Source organism: uncultured Thiohalocapsa sp., from assembly GCF_913063425.1.
In the GTDB taxonomy this organism is placed as follows: Bacteria; Pseudomonadota; Gammaproteobacteria; order Chromatiales; family Chromatiaceae; genus Thiohalocapsa.
Map to the genome: position 1 here is coordinate 26,728 of NZ_CAJXYK010000024.1, position 20,341 is coordinate 47,068.

Annotated in this window: 13 protein-coding genes and 1 pseudogene; 2 read left to right on the top strand and 12 right to left on the bottom strand. The window is 70.2% G+C overall.

Annotated elements, in window-relative coordinates; all coding sequences use genetic code 11:
• Positions 1-103: 103 nt before the first annotated feature.
• From QZ607_RS14055 to QZ607_RS14075, 5 genes are all read right to left on the bottom strand, one after another.
• Complete coding sequence (locus tag QZ607_RS14055; RefSeq protein ID WP_295883741.1) at positions 104-1,168, bottom strand: AraC family transcriptional regulator; 1,065 nt, start codon at positions 1,166-1,168, stop codon at positions 104-106.
• The gene (locus QZ607_RS14060) at positions 1,168-3,102 is read right to left on the bottom strand and encodes an amidohydrolase (protein ID WP_295883742.1); all 1,935 of its coding nucleotides are present in this window, start codon (positions 3,100-3,102) and stop codon (positions 1,168-1,170) included. Before QZ607_RS14060 ends, QZ607_RS14055 begins: the two co-directional genes overlap by 1 nt.
• A 174-nt stretch (positions 3,103-3,276) precedes the next feature.
• A complete protein-coding gene (locus QZ607_RS14065; protein WP_295883744.1) occupies positions 3,277-4,731 on the bottom strand; it encodes a catalase in 1,455 nt (484 codons plus the stop codon).
• Between the two features lie 128 nt (positions 4,732-4,859).
• On the bottom strand, positions 4,860-5,384 hold the full coding sequence (locus QZ607_RS14070) for a type 1 glutamine amidotransferase domain-containing protein (protein ID WP_295883745.1): 525 nt from the start codon (positions 5,382-5,384) through the stop codon (positions 4,860-4,862).
• A 202-nt stretch (positions 5,385-5,586) separates the two neighbouring features.
• Positions 5,587-8,247, bottom strand: a complete 2,661-nt coding sequence (locus QZ607_RS14075) for a UPF0182 family protein (protein ID WP_295883747.1) — start codon at positions 8,245-8,247, stop codon at positions 5,587-5,589.
• 415 nt (positions 8,248-8,662) lie between these two features.
• On the opposite strand from QZ607_RS14075, the gene QZ607_RS14080 reads away from it, so the two are divergent.
• Both QZ607_RS14080 and QZ607_RS14085 read left to right on the top strand, forming a co-directional pair.
• Complete coding sequence (locus tag QZ607_RS14080; protein ID WP_295883749.1) at positions 8,663-12,070, top strand: AsmA family protein; 3,408 nt, start codon at positions 8,663-8,665, stop codon at positions 12,068-12,070.
• Entirely contained in the window at positions 12,067-12,408 is a 342-nt protein-coding gene (locus tag QZ607_RS14085) for a BON domain-containing protein (RefSeq protein ID WP_295883751.1), read from the top strand. The genes QZ607_RS14080 and QZ607_RS14085 overlap by 4 nt, the downstream gene beginning before the upstream one ends.
• Before the next feature lie 118 nt (positions 12,409-12,526).
• Here the strand turns inward: QZ607_RS14085 and QZ607_RS14090 are convergent, their stop codons facing one another.
• From QZ607_RS14090 to QZ607_RS14120, 7 genes and pseudogenes are all read right to left on the bottom strand, one after another.
• Positions 12,527-15,016, bottom strand: coding sequence for a Wzz/FepE/Etk N-terminal domain-containing protein (locus QZ607_RS14090; protein WP_295883754.1), 2,490 nt, complete (start codon positions 15,014-15,016; stop codon positions 12,527-12,529).
• Positions 15,013-15,549, bottom strand: a pseudogene (locus tag QZ607_RS14095) (ExeA family protein); the annotation flags it as partial. The pseudogene QZ607_RS14095 and the gene QZ607_RS14090, both read right to left, overlap by 4 nt.
• A 24-nt stretch (positions 15,550-15,573) precedes the next feature.
• Positions 15,574-15,981: a hypothetical protein gene (locus QZ607_RS14100; RefSeq protein WP_295883756.1), complete on the bottom strand. Its 408-nt coding sequence runs from the start codon at positions 15,979-15,981 to the stop codon at positions 15,574-15,576.
• 223 nt (positions 15,982-16,204) lie between these two features.
• On the bottom strand, positions 16,205-16,582 hold the full coding sequence (locus tag QZ607_RS14105; RefSeq protein WP_295883758.1) for a hypothetical protein: 378 nt from the start codon (positions 16,580-16,582) through the stop codon (positions 16,205-16,207).
• A gap of 152 nt (positions 16,583-16,734) precedes the next feature.
• Positions 16,735-17,901, bottom strand: coding sequence for a glycosyltransferase family 1 protein (locus tag QZ607_RS14110; RefSeq protein ID WP_295883761.1), 1,167 nt, complete (start codon positions 17,899-17,901; stop codon positions 16,735-16,737).
• 156 nt (positions 17,902-18,057) lie between these two features.
• The gene (locus QZ607_RS14115) at positions 18,058-19,206 is read right to left on the bottom strand and encodes a glycosyltransferase family 4 protein (protein WP_295883764.1); all 1,149 of its coding nucleotides are present in this window, start codon (positions 19,204-19,206) and stop codon (positions 18,058-18,060) included.
• Complete coding sequence (locus QZ607_RS14120) at positions 19,207-20,337, bottom strand: glycosyltransferase (protein WP_295883767.1); 1,131 nt, start codon at positions 20,335-20,337, stop codon at positions 19,207-19,209.
• Positions 20,338-20,341 lie beyond the last annotated feature (4 nt).

The following is a 20,341-nucleotide window of genomic DNA, read 5'->3' on the forward strand; positions in this document are numbered from 1 at the left end:
TCGGGATTGATCTTTCGCGACAGAATCGCGTGCACACCCTGAAATCGGCATCAGGGCAGGTCGCGGCGTTCGATGGCAGCGGGGTCGGGGCGGGCCGGGTGGATCAGGCGGCACCATGGCGTGAACGCCAGCGGATGGCAGTGGTGCCGGACCAGCGTCGGAAGGCGTGGCCGAACGCGGCAGCACTGCCGTAGCCGAGGGCCAGGGCGATGTCGTTGGCCGGCAGACGGGTGTCGCGCAGCAGCTGGCGTGCAATGGCATAGCGTGTTGCCTCCAGCACGGCCTTGAAGCTGGTGCCCTCGGCGCGCAGGCGGCGGTTCAGGGTACGCGGATGCAGTGCGAAGAGCCGCGCGATGCCCGCCAGATCCGTCGCCTCCACCTCGCCGCTCATGAAGAGCCGGTACAGCACCCGCTGGACCTGGTCCGCCAGTCGGGCGTCTGCGCGTGTCTCCAAGGCCGCCAGCTGACGCAGGGCCGCGGCGTAGGCCAGGGGATCGGCCTCTGGACACGGTCGCTTCAGGTCCGCCGCCGGAAACACGACGGCGGCCTGCTGCGCCCCGAAGCGCAGCGGCGCACGGTACAGCTGCCGGTATGGCGTCAGCAGGGCCGGCGCAGTGCGGAACAGGCGCACCTCGGTGGCGCGCCAACCGGGCCCCGCCAGCTCCCGCAGGATGTTCTGCATCACCGCGAGCGCGCAGTCGTAGATGTGCTGCGTCCCCAAGACGTCCGCGCAGTCGATGCTGTAACCGAACAGGGCATGCGGCCCGGCCTCCCACAGCGCCGGCACCGCGCCGCGGTCGTGCAGGTGCAGATGCAGGATCAGTGCGCGCAGGGCCGAGCCCACGTCCGGCGCCAAACGCACCGCCCGCCCGAGGAGCCCGAGCACGTCCAGCCCATGGTGGCGGCAGAGCGTCAGGCCAAGGCAGGGATTGCCGGTGTCGGCGGCCGCCTGCGTCAGCAGCCGGCCCACGGTGGTGAAGCCGATGCTGTTCTCCGGGTCAGTGAAGCGCGCCGGGTCCACGCCGGCCGCGCGGATGGTCACATGCGGGTCGCGGCCGTGGCCGGCGAGCAGTTGCGGCAAGCCCAAGAGCGGGGCCATGCGCACCTCGCCCGCTGCGATAAGGCCCGCCCCTGCGTGGCAGGGCAGGCAGCCGGTGGGCCTGTCCATTACGCATCTCCGCCGCCGCGGGCTGCGTGCGCCTGTCGTTCTGCGTCGGCCGCGTTTCCACCCGTGGCGTTCCGGTCCCTGGCGTTCTGCTCAGCGGCAGCATTAGGGCCTGGCGGCACCGGCTGCACGCGCCCGTCCAGCATGGTGCCCCAGACGGGGATGTCCTTGATCCAGGTGGCGGGCACGTCCAGCGGGCTCGCCGCCAGAATGGTCAGGTTGGCGCGCTTGCCCACGGCGATGGAGCCGATGCTGTCCTCCTGGCGGAGGGCATGCGCCGCGCCCAGGGTCACCGCCCGCAGCGCCGCTGCCCGCGGCAGCTGGTGCGCCGGCCCCGGAATGCGGCCCTCGGCGGTGAGCCGGTTCACAGCGGCCCAGACCAGCAGCAGCGGCTGCGCCGGCGCCATGGGCATATCGGAGCCGAACGACAGCGGGACGGCGTGCTCCAGCACCGTCGCCAGCGGCACCATGGCCGCTGCGCGCTCGGGGTCCATGCCGCCGGGGCTGCCGGGCCTGGTGCGGCGGCCGGCCAGCATGGAGAGCGCATGCGGATTGGCGCCGATGCTGCCGCCGAGGGCCGCCCATCTTTCCACCTGATCAGGCGCCGCGAACACCAAGGACGTGAGCCGGGTGCGGTGGTCCTCGCGGGGGGCACGTGCCATGGCCTGCTCCAGGCTCGTGAGGGCCAGCGCCACGGCGGCCTCGCCGTGGGCCTGGACGTGGATCTGCCAGCCGGCATCCCAATAGCTCTGGAAGGCGGCGTCGAAGGCGGCGGGCTCCATCGCCCAGGCACCTGCCCGCTCGCTGCGGTCGCCCTGTTGCATTTGCCCGCTCAGGGGATCGCCGTCGGTGGCGAGCCATACCTGCTGGGGCAGATGGCGGAGGCGGCGGTCCGCCCTGGTGGTGAGCGTGCGGGTGGTGTCGACGAGGGCGGCGGCGGCCGCCGGTGTGGTCGGGGGATGGCGGGCGGCAATCGCCGTGCCGTCGCGGATGAAGCAGTGCTCGAAGGGGGTCGCCGAGTCGGCGTAGACGGCTGCCATGGCCTTGCGCAAGGGCGCGGATGCGAGGCCGCCCGGTGCGCAGACCGTGGTGATGCCGTGGCGGTGGTAGTAGGTCTCCGTGAGCTCCAGGCCCAGCTGCTGCTGCGCCGGCGTCGCGAGCAGGGGCGCCAGCCGGTCCAGGATGGCGAGGGCGCCCTGGCTTCGGAAGTGGCCCGCGTCGAGGTCGATGCCGTCCTGGGCCTCGGCGCCGAGCCCTGCCACCAGCGCCGCGTCGATGCCGGTGCGCTCAAGCGCCGCGCTGTTCAGATGAAAGGCGCGGCCGGCGCGATGCCAGATGATCACCGGGGCCGAAGACATCAGCCCGTCCAGCAGGCGCCGGGACATGGGCCCGTGGAAGTCCTGGTGGTAGCCAAAGCTCAGAAAGGCACCGCTGCCCCCGCGGTGATGGTCCGCCAGTGCGTGCAACAGCCGCTCCTGGTAGGCCTCCGGGTCTCGCACCGCTGGGGAGAAGCCCGACGCGGTGGTCCAGTCGTCGATGGCGATGATGGTGCTGGCGAGCGCGAGCGCCGCAGCCAGTGGGTGCACCTGGGGGGCGATGAAGCCCGGCAGCAGCACCTTCCCGGCGAAGGTCTCGTCCAGCCGCGCATCCGGCCCGGCCGCGGCGGTCACCGCCTCCCGGCTGCCGACGGCGATGAAGCGCCCCTCGCGCACGGCGACGGCCTCCGCCTGTGGCTGCTCGGGGTCCATGGTGATGATGTCCCGCGCGACATAGACGGTTGCCTGCGCCGGCGCTTCGGCGAGGGCGGACAGCGCCTGCAGGGTCACGGCCTGGGCCGGTGCCGCGGCGGCAGCCGGGGGACCGCTCAGAAACAGGGCCGCGAGCGCGAGCCGCACAGCGCTCCGAGCGCGGGCAGGGTGCGAGTGTCTCGGGCGCATGGGCAGCTCCCCCGGCAGCGGCGGGATTCGCAGGTCGAGTCCGGAGTATAGGCCCCCGGTGCAATGCATCCAGGCGGCGGCTGCGCCGGTCATCGACCGCTGGTAACGCACGCTCGGTCGCAGCCGGGCGCAGCTGCCGACCCTGATCATCCGTGCATGCGGGCGGCGCCCGGCTCAATCGTGCTCGAAGGCCGCGGCGATGCGCCCGCCCACGTCCGGGTCGATCCTGCGCCAATACTCGAAGGCGCGCTCCAGCACCGGCTGGGTAACGCCGTCCTTCAGGTGGCCGACCACATTGCTCACCAGGCGCTCGCGGGCGGCGTCGTCCATCACGTGGCGCACCAGGTTGCCCGCCTGCACGAAGTCGTCATCCTCCCGGTGCGGCGTCTGCGCGGTGTGCATGAATTCGCCGCTCGCCGCCCAGCCCGCCTGGTAGGGCCAGCGCTCCGGGTCCGCGGCGGGTCCGCCCTTGGAGTTGGGTGCGTACACCGGGTCCTCGGACTTGATCACCCGCATGGCGCCCTCCTTGCTGTAGGCATGCACCGGCGCCTGCGGGCGATTCACCGGGATCTGCTTGTAATTGACGCCCATGCGGGCGCGGTGGGCATCCGCGTAGGAGAACACCCGCGCGAGCAGCATCCGGTCCGGGCTGAAGCCGATGCCGGGGACGATGTTGTTGGGCTCGAAGGCGGCCTGCTCGATCTCGGTGTGATAGTCCGTCGGATTGCGGTCGAGCGTCATGCGGCCGACCTCCATCAGCGGGTAGTCGCCGTGGGGCCAGACCTTGGTGAGGTCGAAGGGGTTGAAGCGGTAGTCCGCGGCGTCCTCGAAGGGCATGATCTGCACTTTGAGTGTCCAGCTCGGATACTCGCCGCGCTTGATGGCCTCGTAGAGGTCGCGGGTGTGGTAGTCCGCGTCGGCGCCGGCCAGGCGGTCGGCCTCCTCCTGGGTCAGGTAATCGATGCCCTGGTCCGTCTTGAAGTGGTATTTCACCCAGAAGCGCTCGCCCTCGGCGTTCACCCACAGGTAGGTGTGGCTGGAGTAGCCGTTCATGTGGCGCCAGGTCTTGGGGATGCCGCGGTCGCCCATGAGCCAGGTCACCTGGTGGGCCGTCTCCGGTGACAGCGTCCAGAAGTCCCACTGCATGTCATGGTCGCGCAGGTTGACGTCCGCGCGGCGCTTCTGAGAGCGGATGAAGGGTTGGAACTTCATCGGATCGCGGACGAAGAAGATGGGCGTGTTGTTGCCCACCATGTCGTAGTTGCCCTCGGGCGTGTAGAACTTCAGTGCGAAGCCGCGGGGGTCGCGCCAGGTGTCGGGGCTGCCCCGCTCGCCGGCGACGGTGGAGAAGCGCGCGAGCATTTCGGTGGTCGCGCCGGGCTGGAACAGCGCTGCCCTGGTGTAGGCACTGACGTCGTTGGTGACCTCGAAGCGTCCGTGGGCGCCGCCACCCTTGGCATGGGGCTGACGCTCCGGGATGCGCTCGCGGTTGAAATTCGCCATTTGCTCCAGTAGGTAATGATCCTGGAGCAGGATGGGACCATCCGGCCCGACGGTAAGCGAGTATTCGTCACTCGGCACCGGAATGCCGGCGTCGGTGGTGGTGGGCTTGCGGCCGTCGTTGCTCATGTTGGGGCTCCGTCAGTGGTTGATTCTGGCGTCCTGCAAGGCGCCAGCGCAGTCTGATCTTGGGTGAGGATTGGGCGCGCTCGCTCGCGCTGCCGGCGAAAAGGCCAATTGCGTTCGCAATAGGCGGCTCAGCCCGCCAGTGCGGCGATGAGCGTGCGGCAGAAGGCCGGCAGGTCACCTGGGTGGCGGCTTGAGATCAACGGGCCGTCCTGCACCACCTCGCTGTCCTCCCATTCGGCGCCGGCATTCACCAGATCGTCGCGGATGGAGGGCGCGGAGGTGACCCGCCGTCCGCGCACGATGCCGGCGGAGATGGGCACCCAGCCTGCGTGGCAGATGAAGGCCACCGGGCGGTCCTGCTGGGCCATGTCGCGCACCAGCGCCAGCAGATGCTCGTCCCGGCGCATGTAGTCCGGGGCATAGCCGCCGGGGATGATCAGGGCGTCAAGGTGCTTTGCGGATGCCGAGCTGACGGGGCCGTCCGCCATGGCCGTCAGGCCGTGCTTGCCGTGGTACATGCTTGCGCCGGTGCCGAGCAGGGCAACGGCGGCGCCAGCCTCGCGCATGCGGATCACCGGGTACCACAGCTCGAGGTCCTCGAACTGGTCTTCGACGAGAACGGCGATGCTGCGGTCTGGGATCTCCTGAGTCATGGATGTCCTCCAATGGGCAGATGGACGTTGCGGCCCGCGGGCGTGGTGCAGCGGGGAGCAGCAGAAGTGATGCCAATCGTCCGACTGGGCTCGGGGCGGCGCAGCGGCGTGGCTCGACCTGTCGGGCCGTACCGGTGCGGTGTCCGAAGAACGGGTCATTTCCCCTTCGAGCGGGGCAAATGCCCCGCTTTCGGGGCGGACGTCAGTCTGCGGCGGCGTTTGCCGTTTCCGGTGTCACGTCCGGTGGCTGATCGGGGGGCCGCAGCTGCTCCATGGGCTCGTCCCCGTGCCTGTTGCGGACGAGGTCCTGGAGTGAGCGAAAGCCCTCTTCCAGGTTGGATGCCATGGTCACCAGGCGTCCCTGGCTCACCATGATCCGGGCGAGCTGCGGCATACGCGAGGCCGCCTCGGCCTCCAGGAAAATGCCCTGGATGTAGATCACGACGCCGCCCACGGGGACCACCAGCATGCGCCCGCGCAGGACGTTGGAGCCCTCCTGGCTCCACAGCGTCAGCTCCTGGGTGATGGCCGCGTCCTGGCGAATGAAGGCATTCACCTGTGCCGGACCGTACACCAGGCTGCCCTTGGGGAAGTGGTAGACCACCAGGCGCCCATAGTTGTCGTCGTCGCTGCCCATGACTGCCAGCGCGCGCATGTTGCGCTGCCCGAGCGGGGTGAGCGGGGCGAACAGGCTGAACTCGAACTGATCTTCGTTAATGAGGTTCAGCATCACGTAGTAGGACTCGATGTGATGGATCTCGTCACCCCAATGGACGGTGGGCAGCTCCCACGCATCCTCCTGGTTGTAGAAGGTCTCCGGGTCGCGCTGGTGGTAGCGTGCATAGACGTCCAACTGCACGTTGAACATGCTCTGCGGATAGCGCACATGCGCCTTGAGTGCCTCCGGCATGGCATCGAAGGGCTCGAACAGGCCCGGATAGAGAAAGTCATAGGCCGCGGCGATGGGATCATCCGGATCTGTGAGGTAGTAGCTCACGCTGCCGTCATAGGCGTCCACGACGACCTTCACCGACTGGCGGATGTAATTGAAGCGCCGCTCGAACTGCTCCACCCGCCCCAACCGCGGAGCTGTGTAGGGCCGGGAGTAGGGATACCAGTCGGCGGCGGTCAGCGCGTCCTGGATCCAGTACAGGCGGCCGTCGGCCAGCGCCAGGTAGGGATTCGGGTCCAGAATGAGAAACGGCGTCAGCTTGCGGATGCGCTCGTGGAGGTCGCGGCGGAAGAGCAGCCGGCTTGCGTCCGTGGTCTGTGTGGTGTAGAGAATGTTCGGCTCACCGAAGTAGAGCGCAAACAGGAGCTTGCGGAAGAGTGAGCTCACCGGTACGCCGCCTTTGCCGGCATAGTCGGTGACATTCACCTCGTCCGCGGATGCATAGTCGAACTCGTGGCTCGCATTGGGCGCGATCACCGGCTGGTGCTTGCCGGGGCCGTAGTAGATGGCGGGCTGATCCACGGGGACTCCCGGCGCCGACTTGGGCGGGATACCCTGGATGTACCAGTCCATGGGCTTGTCCGCTGCCTGTGCCGCCGGCGTCATGACGATGCCGTAGCCGTGCGTGTACTTGAGCCACTGGTTCACCCAGGTCTGCTGGGATTCCCGCAGTGCGCCGAGGTCCAGGCGCCGCGCGGCGAGGAAGACTTGCTGGTAGACCCCATCCACCTCGTAACGGCCGATATCCACGTCGTCGAAGGTGTAGTAGGGCCTGATCTCCTGCAGCTCCTGATAGACCGGCAGGAGGTTTTCATCGTCCCAGATTGGCACGTTCTGGAGGCCGATCTCCACCTCCGGTGGAACCTCGTCGCGCGCCGGCTCGCGCAGTGGATACTCGCGTGTCTCCACGTCTTGCAGGTCATAGGCCGCCAGCGTCGCCTGAATGTTGTTCGCAATGAAAGGCGCCTGGCGTGTCAGCTCGTTGGGCTTGACCACGAAGCGGTGCACGGCGTCGATCATGAAGGGCGTGTGCCGCAGACCCACCACCGCCACCAGCAGCACCGTCATTGCGGCCAGCGTCCAGACGCCGCGACCGCTGTTCAAGAGCCGGATCACCACGGCACCGATGACCAGCACCAGCAGCAGGGCAATGCCGATGAGCGGCAGCGTGACCCACATCTCCTCGTAGCCCGGACCGTAGAACAGCGGCAGATGGGTGTCCGTGTAGAGCAGCAGCAGGGCGTCGCCGGCCAGCCAGCCGGCGGCCAGGATGAAGATGAGCCCGATCACCACGCTCAGGTGCAGGCGTGCGCCGCGGCGCATCTGCCCGCGATCCCGCGGCATGGCCCGGTGCTCCAGCCAATACAGCAGGGCCAGCCCCAGCAGCAGCACCAGCAGCGCGGCCGAGAGCTCGCCATACAGCAGCGCCAGCACAGGCAGCGTGAACAGGTAGAAGCTCACATCCAGCCCGTAGACGGGATCATCGATGCCCGCATCCGGCCCCAGGAGAAAGAGCGACTGCTCCCACTTCAGGAACATGGGCAGTGCCACCAGCACCGCGAGCATCAACGCAAGCGGCAGGTAGACCAGCAGCGAGCGCGTCTGAAAGCGCTGGTAGATCTGACGCAGTGGGGTGTCGGTCTCGGCATGGGCGCGTCCGGGCGCGCCCAGAAACTTGGCCCCGATCCAGAAATTGCCGAAGAACAGCAGGAAGAACAGGACCACGGCGGCGCCGAATACGAGCCAGCGGTACAGGAGCCGCTGCCAGAAGTAGAGCCCGTAGCCGAGGTTGTCGAACCACCAGAGGTCGATGAGGAAGTCCCGCAGCAGCACGCCGGTCCCGACCAGGGCGGCGGTCACCACCAGCAGCAGGCCGACGAGGGTCAGGGAGACGGATTTCCAGGCAGACATGGCTTCTCCGGACGACGACGGGTAGCTGCCCGCGGACAGCCATGTGGCGCATCCGGTTGCAGCGTCTGGGTGTTATCCGCCAGCAAGGGGCATGCCGCGCCTCCCAGGGCGCTGTGCCCCGGTCGCGCGACAGTTGACGCCCGGCGCCGCCGTCAAGGCCGGCGCGCCCATGCCGCGCCGCCGCAGCCGCTGACCCGGCACAGCGCGTGCCGCCCGCTGAGCCCGGACCGCCGGGTGGACTGAGCCGCCATCGGTGCAAAAGCCCCAACCCGGGGAGGTCCTCGCCACCTTCGGCGCCGACCCTGGGCACCCCACTCGTCGTCGCTGCGCCGGTTCGCCTGGCTGGCACCGGTGCTGCTAAGCAGTGGATATGCGCAACCAAAACGCTCCATCGAGGCCGGACCGGCGGCGACGCATGCCCGTTGCGGCGCACCTCTCTGTGGCGCGCGGCGTCAGCGTCCTGCTCGTGATCCTGATGCTGGTCGCGCCGCCGCTCGCCCCGCAGGACACGGACCTGCCCTTCGGCAAACGCATGGTGCGGGACTGGGTGCTGGACCGGCTCGGCGACATGGCCGGCCGCGAGCTCAGTATCGAGGGCGACATCGACGTGGATTTGGGCTGGACGCCCAAGGTGCGCGTCGGGCAGGTGCGGGTCGCCAACGCCGCGTGGGGGCGTGCCCGCCACCTGCTGGAGCTGGAGGCGCTCGAGGTTAGGGTGGACATGCAGCAGCTGCTCGGCGGCCGGGTGCGGCTGCCGCAGCTGACCCTGATCCGGCCCACGCTGTTCCTGGAGGTCTCCCCGGCCGGCGAGGCGAACTGGATCCTCGGCGGCTCAGAGCAGACCATCGTCGAGTCCGCGGCGGCGCCGGGGGGCGAGCTTGGCAACCTGCCGCAGATCGATCGCCTGCGAGTGATCGGCGGCGACCTGCGCTACCTGAGCCACGGCGGCGACGCGGACGGCGGCGATGGGCAATGGGTCGAGGGCCACATCGACGCTGCCGGCGGCAGCCTCACCGGCGAGGGTGTGGACCTGGCCGCGAGCGGCAGCCTGGGCGGGGATGCGTTCAACATCCTGCTGCGCAGCGCTGCCCTGGATGAGCTCCGCGGCGGCGATCATCCGAGCCCCGTGTTTCTGTCGGCCACAGCCGGCAGCAGCCGCCTGCGGGTGGAGGGCACCGCGGTGCGGCTCTTCGCGCTGCGGGGTATCGATCTGGAACTCACCGCGGCTGGCCCTGGCTTCCACCGCCTGCCGCTGCTGACGGGGCTGCCCGAGAGTCCGCCATTCGAGCTGCGCGGACGGCTGCTGGGGGATGCCGGTGACTGGCGCCTGGAGGCGCTTCAGACCACCATCGGCCGGAGCAGTCTGCGCGGTTCCGCGGGCTTCCAGCGCGGCGGCGAGCGACCGCGCATCACCGCGGACCTGACCGCCCAGACCCTCGCCCTCGACGAGCTGCTGTCCATCGCCCCCGAGCCCACGGCGGACGCCGCCGCCGCCGCGGCAGACCGCGTGACATTGCCCGACGGCGCCATCGACCTGTCCGTACTCACCACCCTGGATGCCGACCTGGCCTTCACCGCGGAGCGGCTGATCTACGAGCGGCTTCGCTTGCAGCGCGTGCGTGCCGAGCTGCATCTGGACGACGGCGTGCTGCGGCTCGAGCCCTTGTCCGCGGCCGCCGGCAGCGGGCGCATCAGCACCCGCGTGAAGCTCGGCACTGAGCCGCTCCAGGCGAGCGCACGGGTGCGCTTGCGGGACGTGGCGCTGGCGTCGCTGCTTCACGCTGGCGGCAGCACGGACCGTGGGCTCGGTGTGCTGGAGGGCACGCTGGCCTTGCGACTGCCGCCGCGGCAGTCGGCGGGCGCCGGCGCGCTGGTGCTCCAGCCGGCCGTGGCCCTGGAGCGTCTGCATGTGACCCGTGGGCGGCTCGGCTACAGGGAGCCGGCCCGGAGCACGGATGTGCTGCTGACGCTCGCGGCCGGTCCGGATCAGCCGGGTCCGAGACTGCATGTGCAGGGTCGGCTCCGCGGCATGCCGCTCGACGGCAGCGTCAGCGCGGACCCGCTGCCCCGGCTGCTCTCGCAGACCGACTATGGCCTGGAGGGCCGCCTCGAGGTCGGTGACAGCGATCTGTCCGGTGAGCTGGTTCTGGACACCGCCGGGGTGGATCCAACGGTGGACGCGGACCTCAGCTCTGCAACCCTGGACGTCGCCGCCCTGTCGGGGCTGATGCCCGCCGCCGAAGGCGCCGGCCGCACGCCCGCCTTCCACACGGACCTCAACGTCCGGCTGGACTATACCGCCGGGCGCATCCTCCTCGACGGCTCAAGCATCACCGACCTGGACATCGAGACGCGCCTCGCCGACAGGCGGCTGCGGCTCGGCCCGCTGCGGCTCAGCTGGCAAATGCCGGCACAGGACACGCTCCTTGAGCTCGCGCTCGACGCGCCGGAGGACGGCCATGTGCGTGGCCGCCTGAAGGGGCGGCTGCGTGGGCACCCGGTTGCGGCCACCGTCGGCGCCGATGCCTGGCTCCAGCTCCGTGACGGCGGACCACCCGGGAACTGGTGGCTGCGGCTGACGCCGGCCGATACCCGGATCGAGCTCAGCGGCAGCCTGCGGGACCTGCTCTCGCCCGGGACGCTGGACCTGGATCTCCGCGCCGAGGGCGACGACACCGGGCCCTTATCCCGCCTGCTCGGGGTGTCTTTGCCGACGCTGCCGCCCTATGCACTGTCGGCGCAGGTGCATCGGGACGGACCGCAGGTGGTCTTGCGGGATCTCGATGCCAGTGTCGGCGCAAGCGACCTCTCCGGGAAGGTGACGCTGGACCTCGCCGCCGAGCCGCCGGCTGTGCGCGCCGAGCTGCGCTCGGACCGCCTCGACTACGACGACCTGACCGCGTTCCTGAGCGATCCGCAACCGGAGCCGCCGGGGGGCCTTTTTCCCACCGCGCCGCTGCGCCTGGACCGGCTGGCGGGTGCGGTGCAGGGCCGTCTCGATTATCGCGCGCGGCGAATCATCGCCGCCGAGGTGCCCTTGGACGCTCTGCGGCTGGCGGCGAGACTCCGCGACGGCCGGCTGGGGCTCGCGCCGCTGCGCTTTGGGGTGGGCGGCGGTCGCGTCACGCTGGATCTGGACATGGCCATCGCGCGGCGACCACCACGGGCGGAGCTCTCCGGCGAGATCGCACGGGTGGACCTGCGCCGGGTGCTGAATCCCTTCGGCCTCACCGACGAGAGCCTGGGCATCGTCGGCGGGCGCTGTCAGCTGTGGATGCGGGGCGACAGCATCGCCGAGCTGCTGGGCTCCGCGGACGGCGGGCTCTTCCTGCTCATGACCGGCGGCGTGCTGGAGCAGCTCCTGATCGAGCTGGCGGGCCTCGATCTCGGCGAGGCCATGCTTGCCCTGGTGGACGAGGACCGAGTGCCCATCGACTGCGCCTACCTGAGTCTGCGCAGTCGTGGTGGTCAGGTGACCGTCGAGAACCTCAGCGTGGACACCCGCGATACGCTGTTCGTCGGCGGCGGTGGCCTGGATCTACAGGCCGAGCGGTTGGACGTGGTGATCGAGGCGCGGCCCAAGGACGCGAGCCTGCCGGCCTTCAGCTCCCCGCTGCGCCTGGAGGGGCCGCTTACGGACCCGCGGCTCGATCTGGTGAGCGGCGAGCTGCTCGCGCGGGGCGCGCTCGCCATCGGCCTTGCTGCGGCCCAGCCCGTCGCCGCCCTGCTCCCCCTCATCGAGGTGGGCGGCGATGCCGACAGCCCGTACTGCAATGGGCTCATGCAGGCGCTGGAGCAGGCCGTGGAGGAGACACGGCCATGACATGCGACCCGAGCCCCCGGCGCCGGCCGGTCCGATGCCGCCTGCGGCGCATTGTGCTGATGCTCGCACCGGCACTGGTGCTTGCGCTCAGTGGCTGCGCGACGCCCACCGCCGTGCAGCAGGAGCCGCCTGCGCAGTCCCGGCTGGAGAGCCGTGTCAAGGTGGCCCTGGTGGAAGACCCGGAACTGGAGGCTGCTGCCATTTTCGTGGAAGCCAGGGGGCGCCGCATCCGGCTCAGCGGCTTCGTCGACACCGCGGCGCAGCGCGAGCGTGCCGCGACGGTGGCGGCGGGCGTGGCGGGCGTCCGCGGGGTGGAGAGCCGCATTCGCATCCGCTGACGCATCCGCAGGACCACTGCCAGCGCGAGCATGGCTTTGCGCACACGCGACCCTGTGTGCAGACGGTGGTGCACGGCCGCGACGACAACCGCAGCGACCCTGACCGGGCTGCGCGGGCTCAGGCCACCCCCAGATCGTCCTCCACCAGTACCGGGTCCTGTTTGCCCTTGTGTCCGCGTTGCTTCTTGGGCTTCGGCGGCGGCTCGAAAGTGCGCTTGCCGGCGATGAGGTGACGCGGGATGCCGGTGACGATGACGGCGCGGATAGGGATCTCGCGGGCGGCGAGGGCCGTGGCGGCGGCCTTGAGGTCGGCGCGGCGGGTGTGGCCGCTGCGGGCCACCAGGAGCACGTTGCCGACGGCGGCGGCGGCCTCGATGACCGCCTCCATGGCGTTGATGGGCGGGAGATCATAGAGGACGTGCTCGCCCTCGCGCCTGACGCGCCGGGTGAGGTCCTTGAAGCCGCGGCTGCCGAGCAGCAGCAGGCCGCGGTCGTCCTCGTAGTCGCCGGCGCTCAGGATGCGCACATAGGGGTTGGTGGTGGGCTCGTAGGCGTCTTCCGGGGCGGCGGCGCCGGCGAGCACATCGGTGATCTCCGCCGGCGGGTGCAGGGCCTCGACGCCGAACAGGCTCTCGGGTCTGGGGCCGGCGTCGGCGCGCACATCGGCGTCCACCAGCAGGGTCAGCTCGTCCTTCAGCGCCAGCGCCGAGGCCAGATTCACCGCCACCAGTGAGCGCCCGGAGGCGGGCTCGGCGCTGGTGATGGCGAGGCTGCGCCAGTCCCTGGGCGCCAGCGCCGTGCGCAGGTCGTTGATCATGGTGCGGAACAGCGTGGACACGGGCGCCGTCGGCACCACGTGGTCGATGACGGCATCGTCCCCGTGCGGGGCCTGCTGGAACTCGAGCACCAGCTCGCAGCCGGTGAGGCCCTTCGCATCGCGCGCGGTGCGGATGATCGGGTCCAGGAATTCCAGCACCAGGGCCACGAAGAGCCCGAGCCCGCCGCCCAGGATGACGCCCGCGGCGGCGACGAGCTTGCGCAGCGAGGGCTCGGGCCAGATGGGCGGTGTGGCGCGCTCCAGGATGCTGAAGCCCGGGTTGTTGCGCAGCAGTGCCACGCGCACCTCGGCCTGCCGGGCGGCGAGCTTGTCCACCAGCTGCTCGGCCTCGCGCAGCTCGGCGGTGAGCTCCTGGTAGCCGGTGCGCGCCACGGTGAGGGCGTTCAGCGAGCTGCGCGCCTCGTCCAGGGTCTGCTTCACGGCCGCGGCTTGGGCCTCCGCCACCTTGATGTCGTCTTCCAGCGTCTGGGCGCGCAGCGAGAGCTCCTCGCGCTTGGGGTTCAGGCGGTATTCGTTCTCCGGCGCCACCTCGTCGTTGCTCTCTTCGATGAGCTGCTCCAGGGTGGCGATGCGCTTTTGGATGCGCTGGATCTTCGGGTTCTCTTCGGTGTAGCGGGTGCGCGCCTCGCGCAGCTCCCATTGGTACTCGGACAGACGCTGCTTGAAGGGGCTGTAGTAGCGGGAGATGGCGACGACCATCTCCGGCTCCTCCGCCAGCTGCTGCTGCACGCGCTTGAGCGCCGCGCGCATGGCGCCGGCCTCGGCGGTCAGGGTGCGATACTCGGCATCCAGCTCCGAGACCTGGCCCACCAGCACCATGAGCTGGTCCTTGAGGCTCGCGATCCGGTGCGCTTCCTCGAAGGCCAGCACCGCCGCGTTGGCCTGCTCCAGGGCCGAGCGGGCCTCGCGCAGCTGGCTGCTGTAGTCGTTGAAGGTCGCCTCGATGTCCCGGCGGCGGATGGCGGCGGCGTTCTCCAGGAACAGCTCGGCGACGGTGTTGGCGATGCGCGTGGCGGTGCTCGGGTCCTCCCAGACAACGCTGATGGTGAACACCTTGGACTCCCGGCCGACGCCGACGGAGATGGCCCCCGCCATGGTCATGCGCAGCACCGAGATGCCCACGCGCTCCATGGTCTCGTCGAGCGAGCTTGGCAGCTTGATGGTGTCGATGAAGGTCTGCAGGTCGTAGTCCTGCGGCCGGAACGGCGGCACATCGCTGACCTGGAAGGGGTCCTGGTGAGTGTCGGCGATGAGGGTCACCGTCGAGCGCCACTCCCGCGGCAGGGACAGCGCCAGCAGCAGGAACAGCAGAGTGACGACGGTGGCGATGGCGCCCACCAGCCACTTGCGCTGCCAGACGCCGCGCACGAAGCGCATGATGTCGATGTCGGGGCCGGCGGGGGCCTGATCTTCGTCATCGCCGAAGCCGGGCAGCGGCGGGAAGGCCGGTGCCGGCGGCGGGCCGGGGTCGTCCTCGTCGTCGTCGTCGGTGGTGGCGAGGCCGGTGGGCCTGTGCGCCGGGGGCGGGGCGCGGCTTGGTCCGATGTGCCCGGACTGGATGCCGGCGCCGGGGATAGGCTCGGGCGGGCGACTCTCGGGCTGCTGCGGACCGGCCGGGGCGCCGTCGGTGCCCGGCCGGGCCGCGTCCGCGGCCGGGTCCGGCAGATTCCAGGCGGCCTCGCCCGGGCTCTCATCGTCGCCGGGCGCCGCGTCGGCGTCTGCGCGCTGTCGCCGACGCAGGCTGGCGTCGATGTCGAGCTGCCTGCTCACGGCGGGTCCGGCGGTGCCAGCCCGTCGTCCAGCAGGTCGCCGTCGGCCTGCTCCATGGCGAGTGCGCCGTGGCGGCGCAGGTCTGCTACCACCACGTGCAGGGCGGCGGCGTCGAGCCGGCTGCCGTGGTGGCTCACCACGTGCTCCAGCGCGAGCTTGCAGAGGCGGTTGATCTCGCGCGGGATGCCGCGGCTCGCCCGGTGCAGCAGGGTCACGGCCGCGGGGTCCACGGGCGGCTCGCCCACCAGGCCGGCGGCCTTGAGCCGGTGGCGCACATAGTCGCCGGTTTCGGTCTCGGTGAGGGCGCCCAGATGGAAGCGCAGGCTGACGCGCTGCTCCACCTGCGGCAGGCGGGCCAGGCGCTCGCGCAGCTCCGGCTGGCCGATGAGGATGAGGGTCAGGAAGTTCTGCCGCTCGGAGGCGATGTTGGTGAGCGCCTTCAGCTGCTCCAGGGTGTCGAGGCCGAGCTGCTGGGCCTCGTCCACCAGCACGATCAGGTGCTTGTCCTGGGCCGCCACCTGCTCCGCCAGGGTGCGCTTGAAGGCGGCGAGGCGGCTTTAGCGGTCCGGCAGGTCGGCGCTGTGCACCCGCGCGCCGCGCATCTGGCTCAGCACCTCCAGCAGCAGGCCGTCGAAGTCCAGCAGGCTGTTCTCGATGTTGACGCGGATGTGATCGGCGCAAGACAGCTGCGCGTACAGCAGGGTGCGCAGCAGGGTCTTGCCGGCGCCGATCTCCCCGGTGAGCAGGCCGATGCCCATGTTGCGGTCCTGGGCCAGGAACAGGAGCCGCGACAGGGCCTCGCGGTGTGCGGCGGAGGGGAAGTAGAAGCGCGTGTCCCGCGTGTTCTCGAAGGCCGGGCGCGGCGGGTTGCGCGGGCCGAGCCGGCCGGCGTCGGCGGGCTCCGGGTCGGCGGTCGGGGCGTGCTCGGACACGGGGCGGGCGGCGCTGCGGGGTTCTGTGGGCATGCTGGGGGCGCGGTCTGCGTGCCCTCAGTATAGGCCAGACGAGGGTCGGAATCGGTGGAAAGCTGATCAGGCGATCAGGGCCTGTCGGCGGACGGCGCAGGCCGTCAGCCGCGCCGGCGATGGGGCACCGCCAGCGCGAAGGGCACAGTCCGGGGCCTGCGGCGTCGGTGCCGCTCCGGACCCCGCGCAGAACCCGGCCCGGGCCCGGGTTTGGATAATCGGCTCAGCGGGCGCCGCCCACCGGTGTGCGGTCCTGCGGGAGCTCAGTGCTCGCGCTCTCCGGCGCCGGGTTGTTCATGAAAAAGGACACCCGCGCCGGCAGCGGTGGGATCTGGATGAGCCTTTCCTGCTGCGCCTGCCCGGGGTAGAGGGGGACGGCCACCAGGCTGATGGCCCGGTCGTCACTGCTGAAGCCGATGGGATGGCGCAGCGGGCTGTAGCCGATGAAGCGCCCGTTCAGGTAGATGGCGGCGGCGGTGGGCCGGCTGTCGATGTGGACCCGGCGCCGGCTTTCACCGGCGGTCGCTTCCACGCGCGCTGTGCGCCTCGCACCGGTGCAGCCCGGGTCGAAGGCCGAGCAGCCCCGCGCAGGCTCGCGCATGGGCCATGCTCCGCCGCAGCCGGCAGTCAGTATGGCGGCGGCGAGGGCGGCGGCGAGGGCGGCGGCGAGGCCTGCAGTGCTGCGATGCCGCGGGAGCCCGGCCGGAGCCGGACCGCGTACGGCGACAGCGCTGCCGGTGCTGCGTATCCGTGTCACGGCGGCTTGGTCCGCGCCAGGCCGTCGAGCTCCGCCCAGGTCGCCGCCGCGGCACGGTCCCAGGTGAAGTCGGCGGCGCGATGTCGGCCGCGCTCGATCAATCGTTGCCGCAGCCCGCGGTCGTCACCGTGCTCGTCCAGCAGCCGGCCCAGGGTGTTGGCGATGGCGGCGGTGTCCGTCGGATCGAACAGGAGCCCGGCGTCGCCGACGACTTCCGGGATGCTGGAGGTGTCCGCCGCGCACACGGGCGTGCCGGACGCCATGGCCTCCAGCACCGGGATGCCGAAGCCTTCGAACAGGGACGGGAAGACGAAGACATCCGCCGCGGCATAGAGCGGCGGCAGCAGCTCATCGGGCACGAAGCCCGGAAAGGTCACGGCATGCTCAAGCCCGAGCTCGGCGACCTTGGCATCGATGGCCTCGGCACCGCTCCAGCGCCCGCCCGCGAGCACCAGCCGGTGGGGCAGGTCCGCATGTCTGCGCCGCAGCTGCGCGAACGCCTCCAGCAGTCGCACGTGATTCTTGCCCGGATGCTCCAGGCGGGCGGTGTAGAGCAGATACGGACCGTCGATGCCGAGCTGCCCGCGCATGGCGGCCACGGCGCCCGCCGGCTGCTGCGGTGTGAAGCGGCTGAGATCGGCGCCGTTGTGGATGACGCGGATGCGCTCGGGCGGCACCCGGGCGAAGGCTTCCAGGTCCCGCCGCGTGGACTCGCTGACGGCGATGACCCGGTCCAGGCGGCGCATCATGGCCGGGAGCACGCGCATGATATAGGCCATGCGCAGTGCATCGTATTTCTGCGGCACATGCAGCTGGGAGAAATCGTGCACGGTGCCGAGGCTCGGCACGCCATAGGACCAGGCCAGCCGGCGGTTGCCGGCGGGCATGAACACCAGATCGCAGCCCTGGGCGCGCAGCGCCGCCGGCAGGCGCAGCAAATGCCAGCCGATGCTCGCGATGGGGTGGGCGGTCCAGTTGGGGTAGGCGACCACCGCAAGCCGCGGGTGCCAGGACTGCACCCAGTCCCGGTCACCCTGGCCGACGAAGGCGATGAAGTCGTGCTGCGGCGCCAGCTCGATCATCCGGCCGACGATGTTGGCCATGTACTGGCTGATGCCGGACTTGCCGCCGTCGCCCGCGAAGGCGGAGATGCCGATGCGCATGGTGGATTCCGGCTCTTGCTGTGCGTGTCGTTGTCGGTCGCGCTGGTCGCGGTGTTTCAACGCAAGGGCGCAATGCCGCGAGGAGCGCGAGGGTTTTGGTTGTGTTGTTGCGTGCACCCAGCCCTGCCAGACGGACACGAGGGGGCGCAACGCGCGCTAGCCGAAATCCGCCACCGTTTCCCGCAGCACCCTGGTGAGCTGGTCCAGGCAGGCGTCTGGGCTGTAGCGCTCGCGCACGCGGGCGGCGGCGCGCCTGCCGAGCAGGGCCGCGAGCTCCGGGTCCGCCAGGAGCCGCGCCAGATTGTCGGCCAGGGCGTCGGTGTCCGCTTCCCGCGCCAGCAGGCCTGTGGTCCCGTGGTCCAGCCAGTCCGGGATACCGCCGACGGCGAAGCCCACCACCGGCCGGCCCCGGGCCATGGCCTCGATGCCCACCATGCCGAAGGGCTCCGGCCAGCGCGACGGCACGGCGCTCACCGAAGCGCGGGCGTAGTAAGCGTCCAGCGCGGCATGGTCCACCCAGCCGGTGAAGGTGATGCGGTGGGCGATGTCAAGCTTGATGGCCAGCGCCTTGCAGGCGTCCAGATGGTTGCCCGTGCCGACGACGGTGGCATGCCACTCCCCCGGCACCTGCGCCAGGGCCTTCAGCAGCAGGTCCACGCCCTTGCCGCGGATCACCTGGCCGACGTAGAGCACCTCGGGTGAGCTTGACGGCGGCTGTTGCTCGCAGCGGGCGAGCGAGCGCGGCACCGGCGGCACGATGCGGATGCGCGCCGGCGGCAGGCCGTTGGCGCGCAGCTCGTCGCGCATCCAGCGGCTGCCGACGATCAAGCGGCGGACGTTGACATGGGCGGCCAGGGCGGCGCGGACCTCCCGCGTGCCCTTGAGCTTGATGGGCAGGGGGCCGCCTTGGGCCCGCTGCACGAAGCAGAGGTGTGTCCAGCAGGCCGCCCCGGCAGGGCGGTCACAGACGCGCTTGCTGAGCGGGAAATACTTGTGACGGCGCGGGCACACCAGGTCATGGTCGTGCACCATGCGGGCGGTGGGGAAGCGGGCGGCGAGGTCGGCGACGCGACCCGGGTCCTGAAGCTTGTGCAGCAGCAGCACGTCCGGCTGGAAGCGCTCCAGCACCGCCTTCTCCGTGCCGCTGTCCGCGAAGACGCCGAGATAGTCTGACCGCGGTCGCGGGTCCGCGTGCAACAGGCCCTGGGGCAGCCCGCGGTCGGCGAGCCCGGCGGCGATGTCGTGCAGGATCTGCTCGACACCGCCGTAGAAGCCCGCCCGCTCGTGGACATGCAGGACGCGCATTCAGTGCACCAGCCCGAGTCGGCTCACGAGGTTGCCGATGTGGTCCACCAGCCGGCGCTCCTGGTAGTAGCGCACATAGACCTCCCGCGCCTTGTCCGCGATGCGCCGGCGCTCGTCCTCGTGGTCCAGGTACCAGCGGCATTGCTCCAGCATGTCCGACATGTCCCACTTGAGCGGCACATAGGTCTCGCCGGGGAAGCACACATCCGGCTCGGTTTTGATGTGCTCCAGCGAGGGCTTCAGCAGCAGGGCGCCGAAGTACATGGCCTCGTAGTCCTTCGGCGTGTATTCGCACCAGCCGGACGGCGAGACGAAAATTCGCGCCTGGGCCATTTCCCGATAATATTCGGAGAAGGAGACTTTGGCGGTGGAGGAAACCACCTTGTACTCGTCCGCGAGACGATTGAGCTCGGCAATGGTGGATTCCCGGTGCTTGCGCGTCCAGCCGGCGTACAGCGTGGCGCGGCAGTAGGCGTCGATGCTCTTGCCCCGTCCGCGCAGCCTGTCCAGCGCGGCGCGCGCCTTGGCGGCGGCGAAGCGGTGCGGCTTGTCCTTGCCCAGCAGCACCAGATCCGGCTTCCCCTCTGCGAGGTAGATCATGCGCTTCCACAGGCCGACGTTCCAGCCGAGTGCGAGCTTGTGCGCGTGCTCCGCAGGCAGCTCGGACTGGAACAGCTCCGTCCACACCTCGGACAGGATACTGTCCTCCGCCATGCCGATGTCGACCAGGTACTCGATGAACCTGGAGCCACCCAGGAAGCGCCGGGAATAATCGTCCCAATCGGTGTTGAGATACTGCTTCAGGTACAGGTCCACCTGCGGCAGGATGCCGAAGTGCGGCGATTGATTGCCGTCGCCGTAGTCGAAGTGGACGAGCTTCTGGTCCGGGCAGGCTCTGCGCAGCTCACGGTAGAAGTCCAGCAGCTTGCAGCGGTCCGTGTCCCAGGGGACGGAGAGGACGATGAGCTCGCCGGTGAAGGCCCGGGCGTCCAGGAGCTTCTGCTGCAGGCTGTCGGAGACGATCTCCCGGCTGGTGAGCCCGAAGCGGGATTGCAGATCGTCCTTGTAATGAATGAACGGATACAAAGACCCATGGCCGAAACCGGTGTTGGACAGAATCAGGGCCTGCATCGCG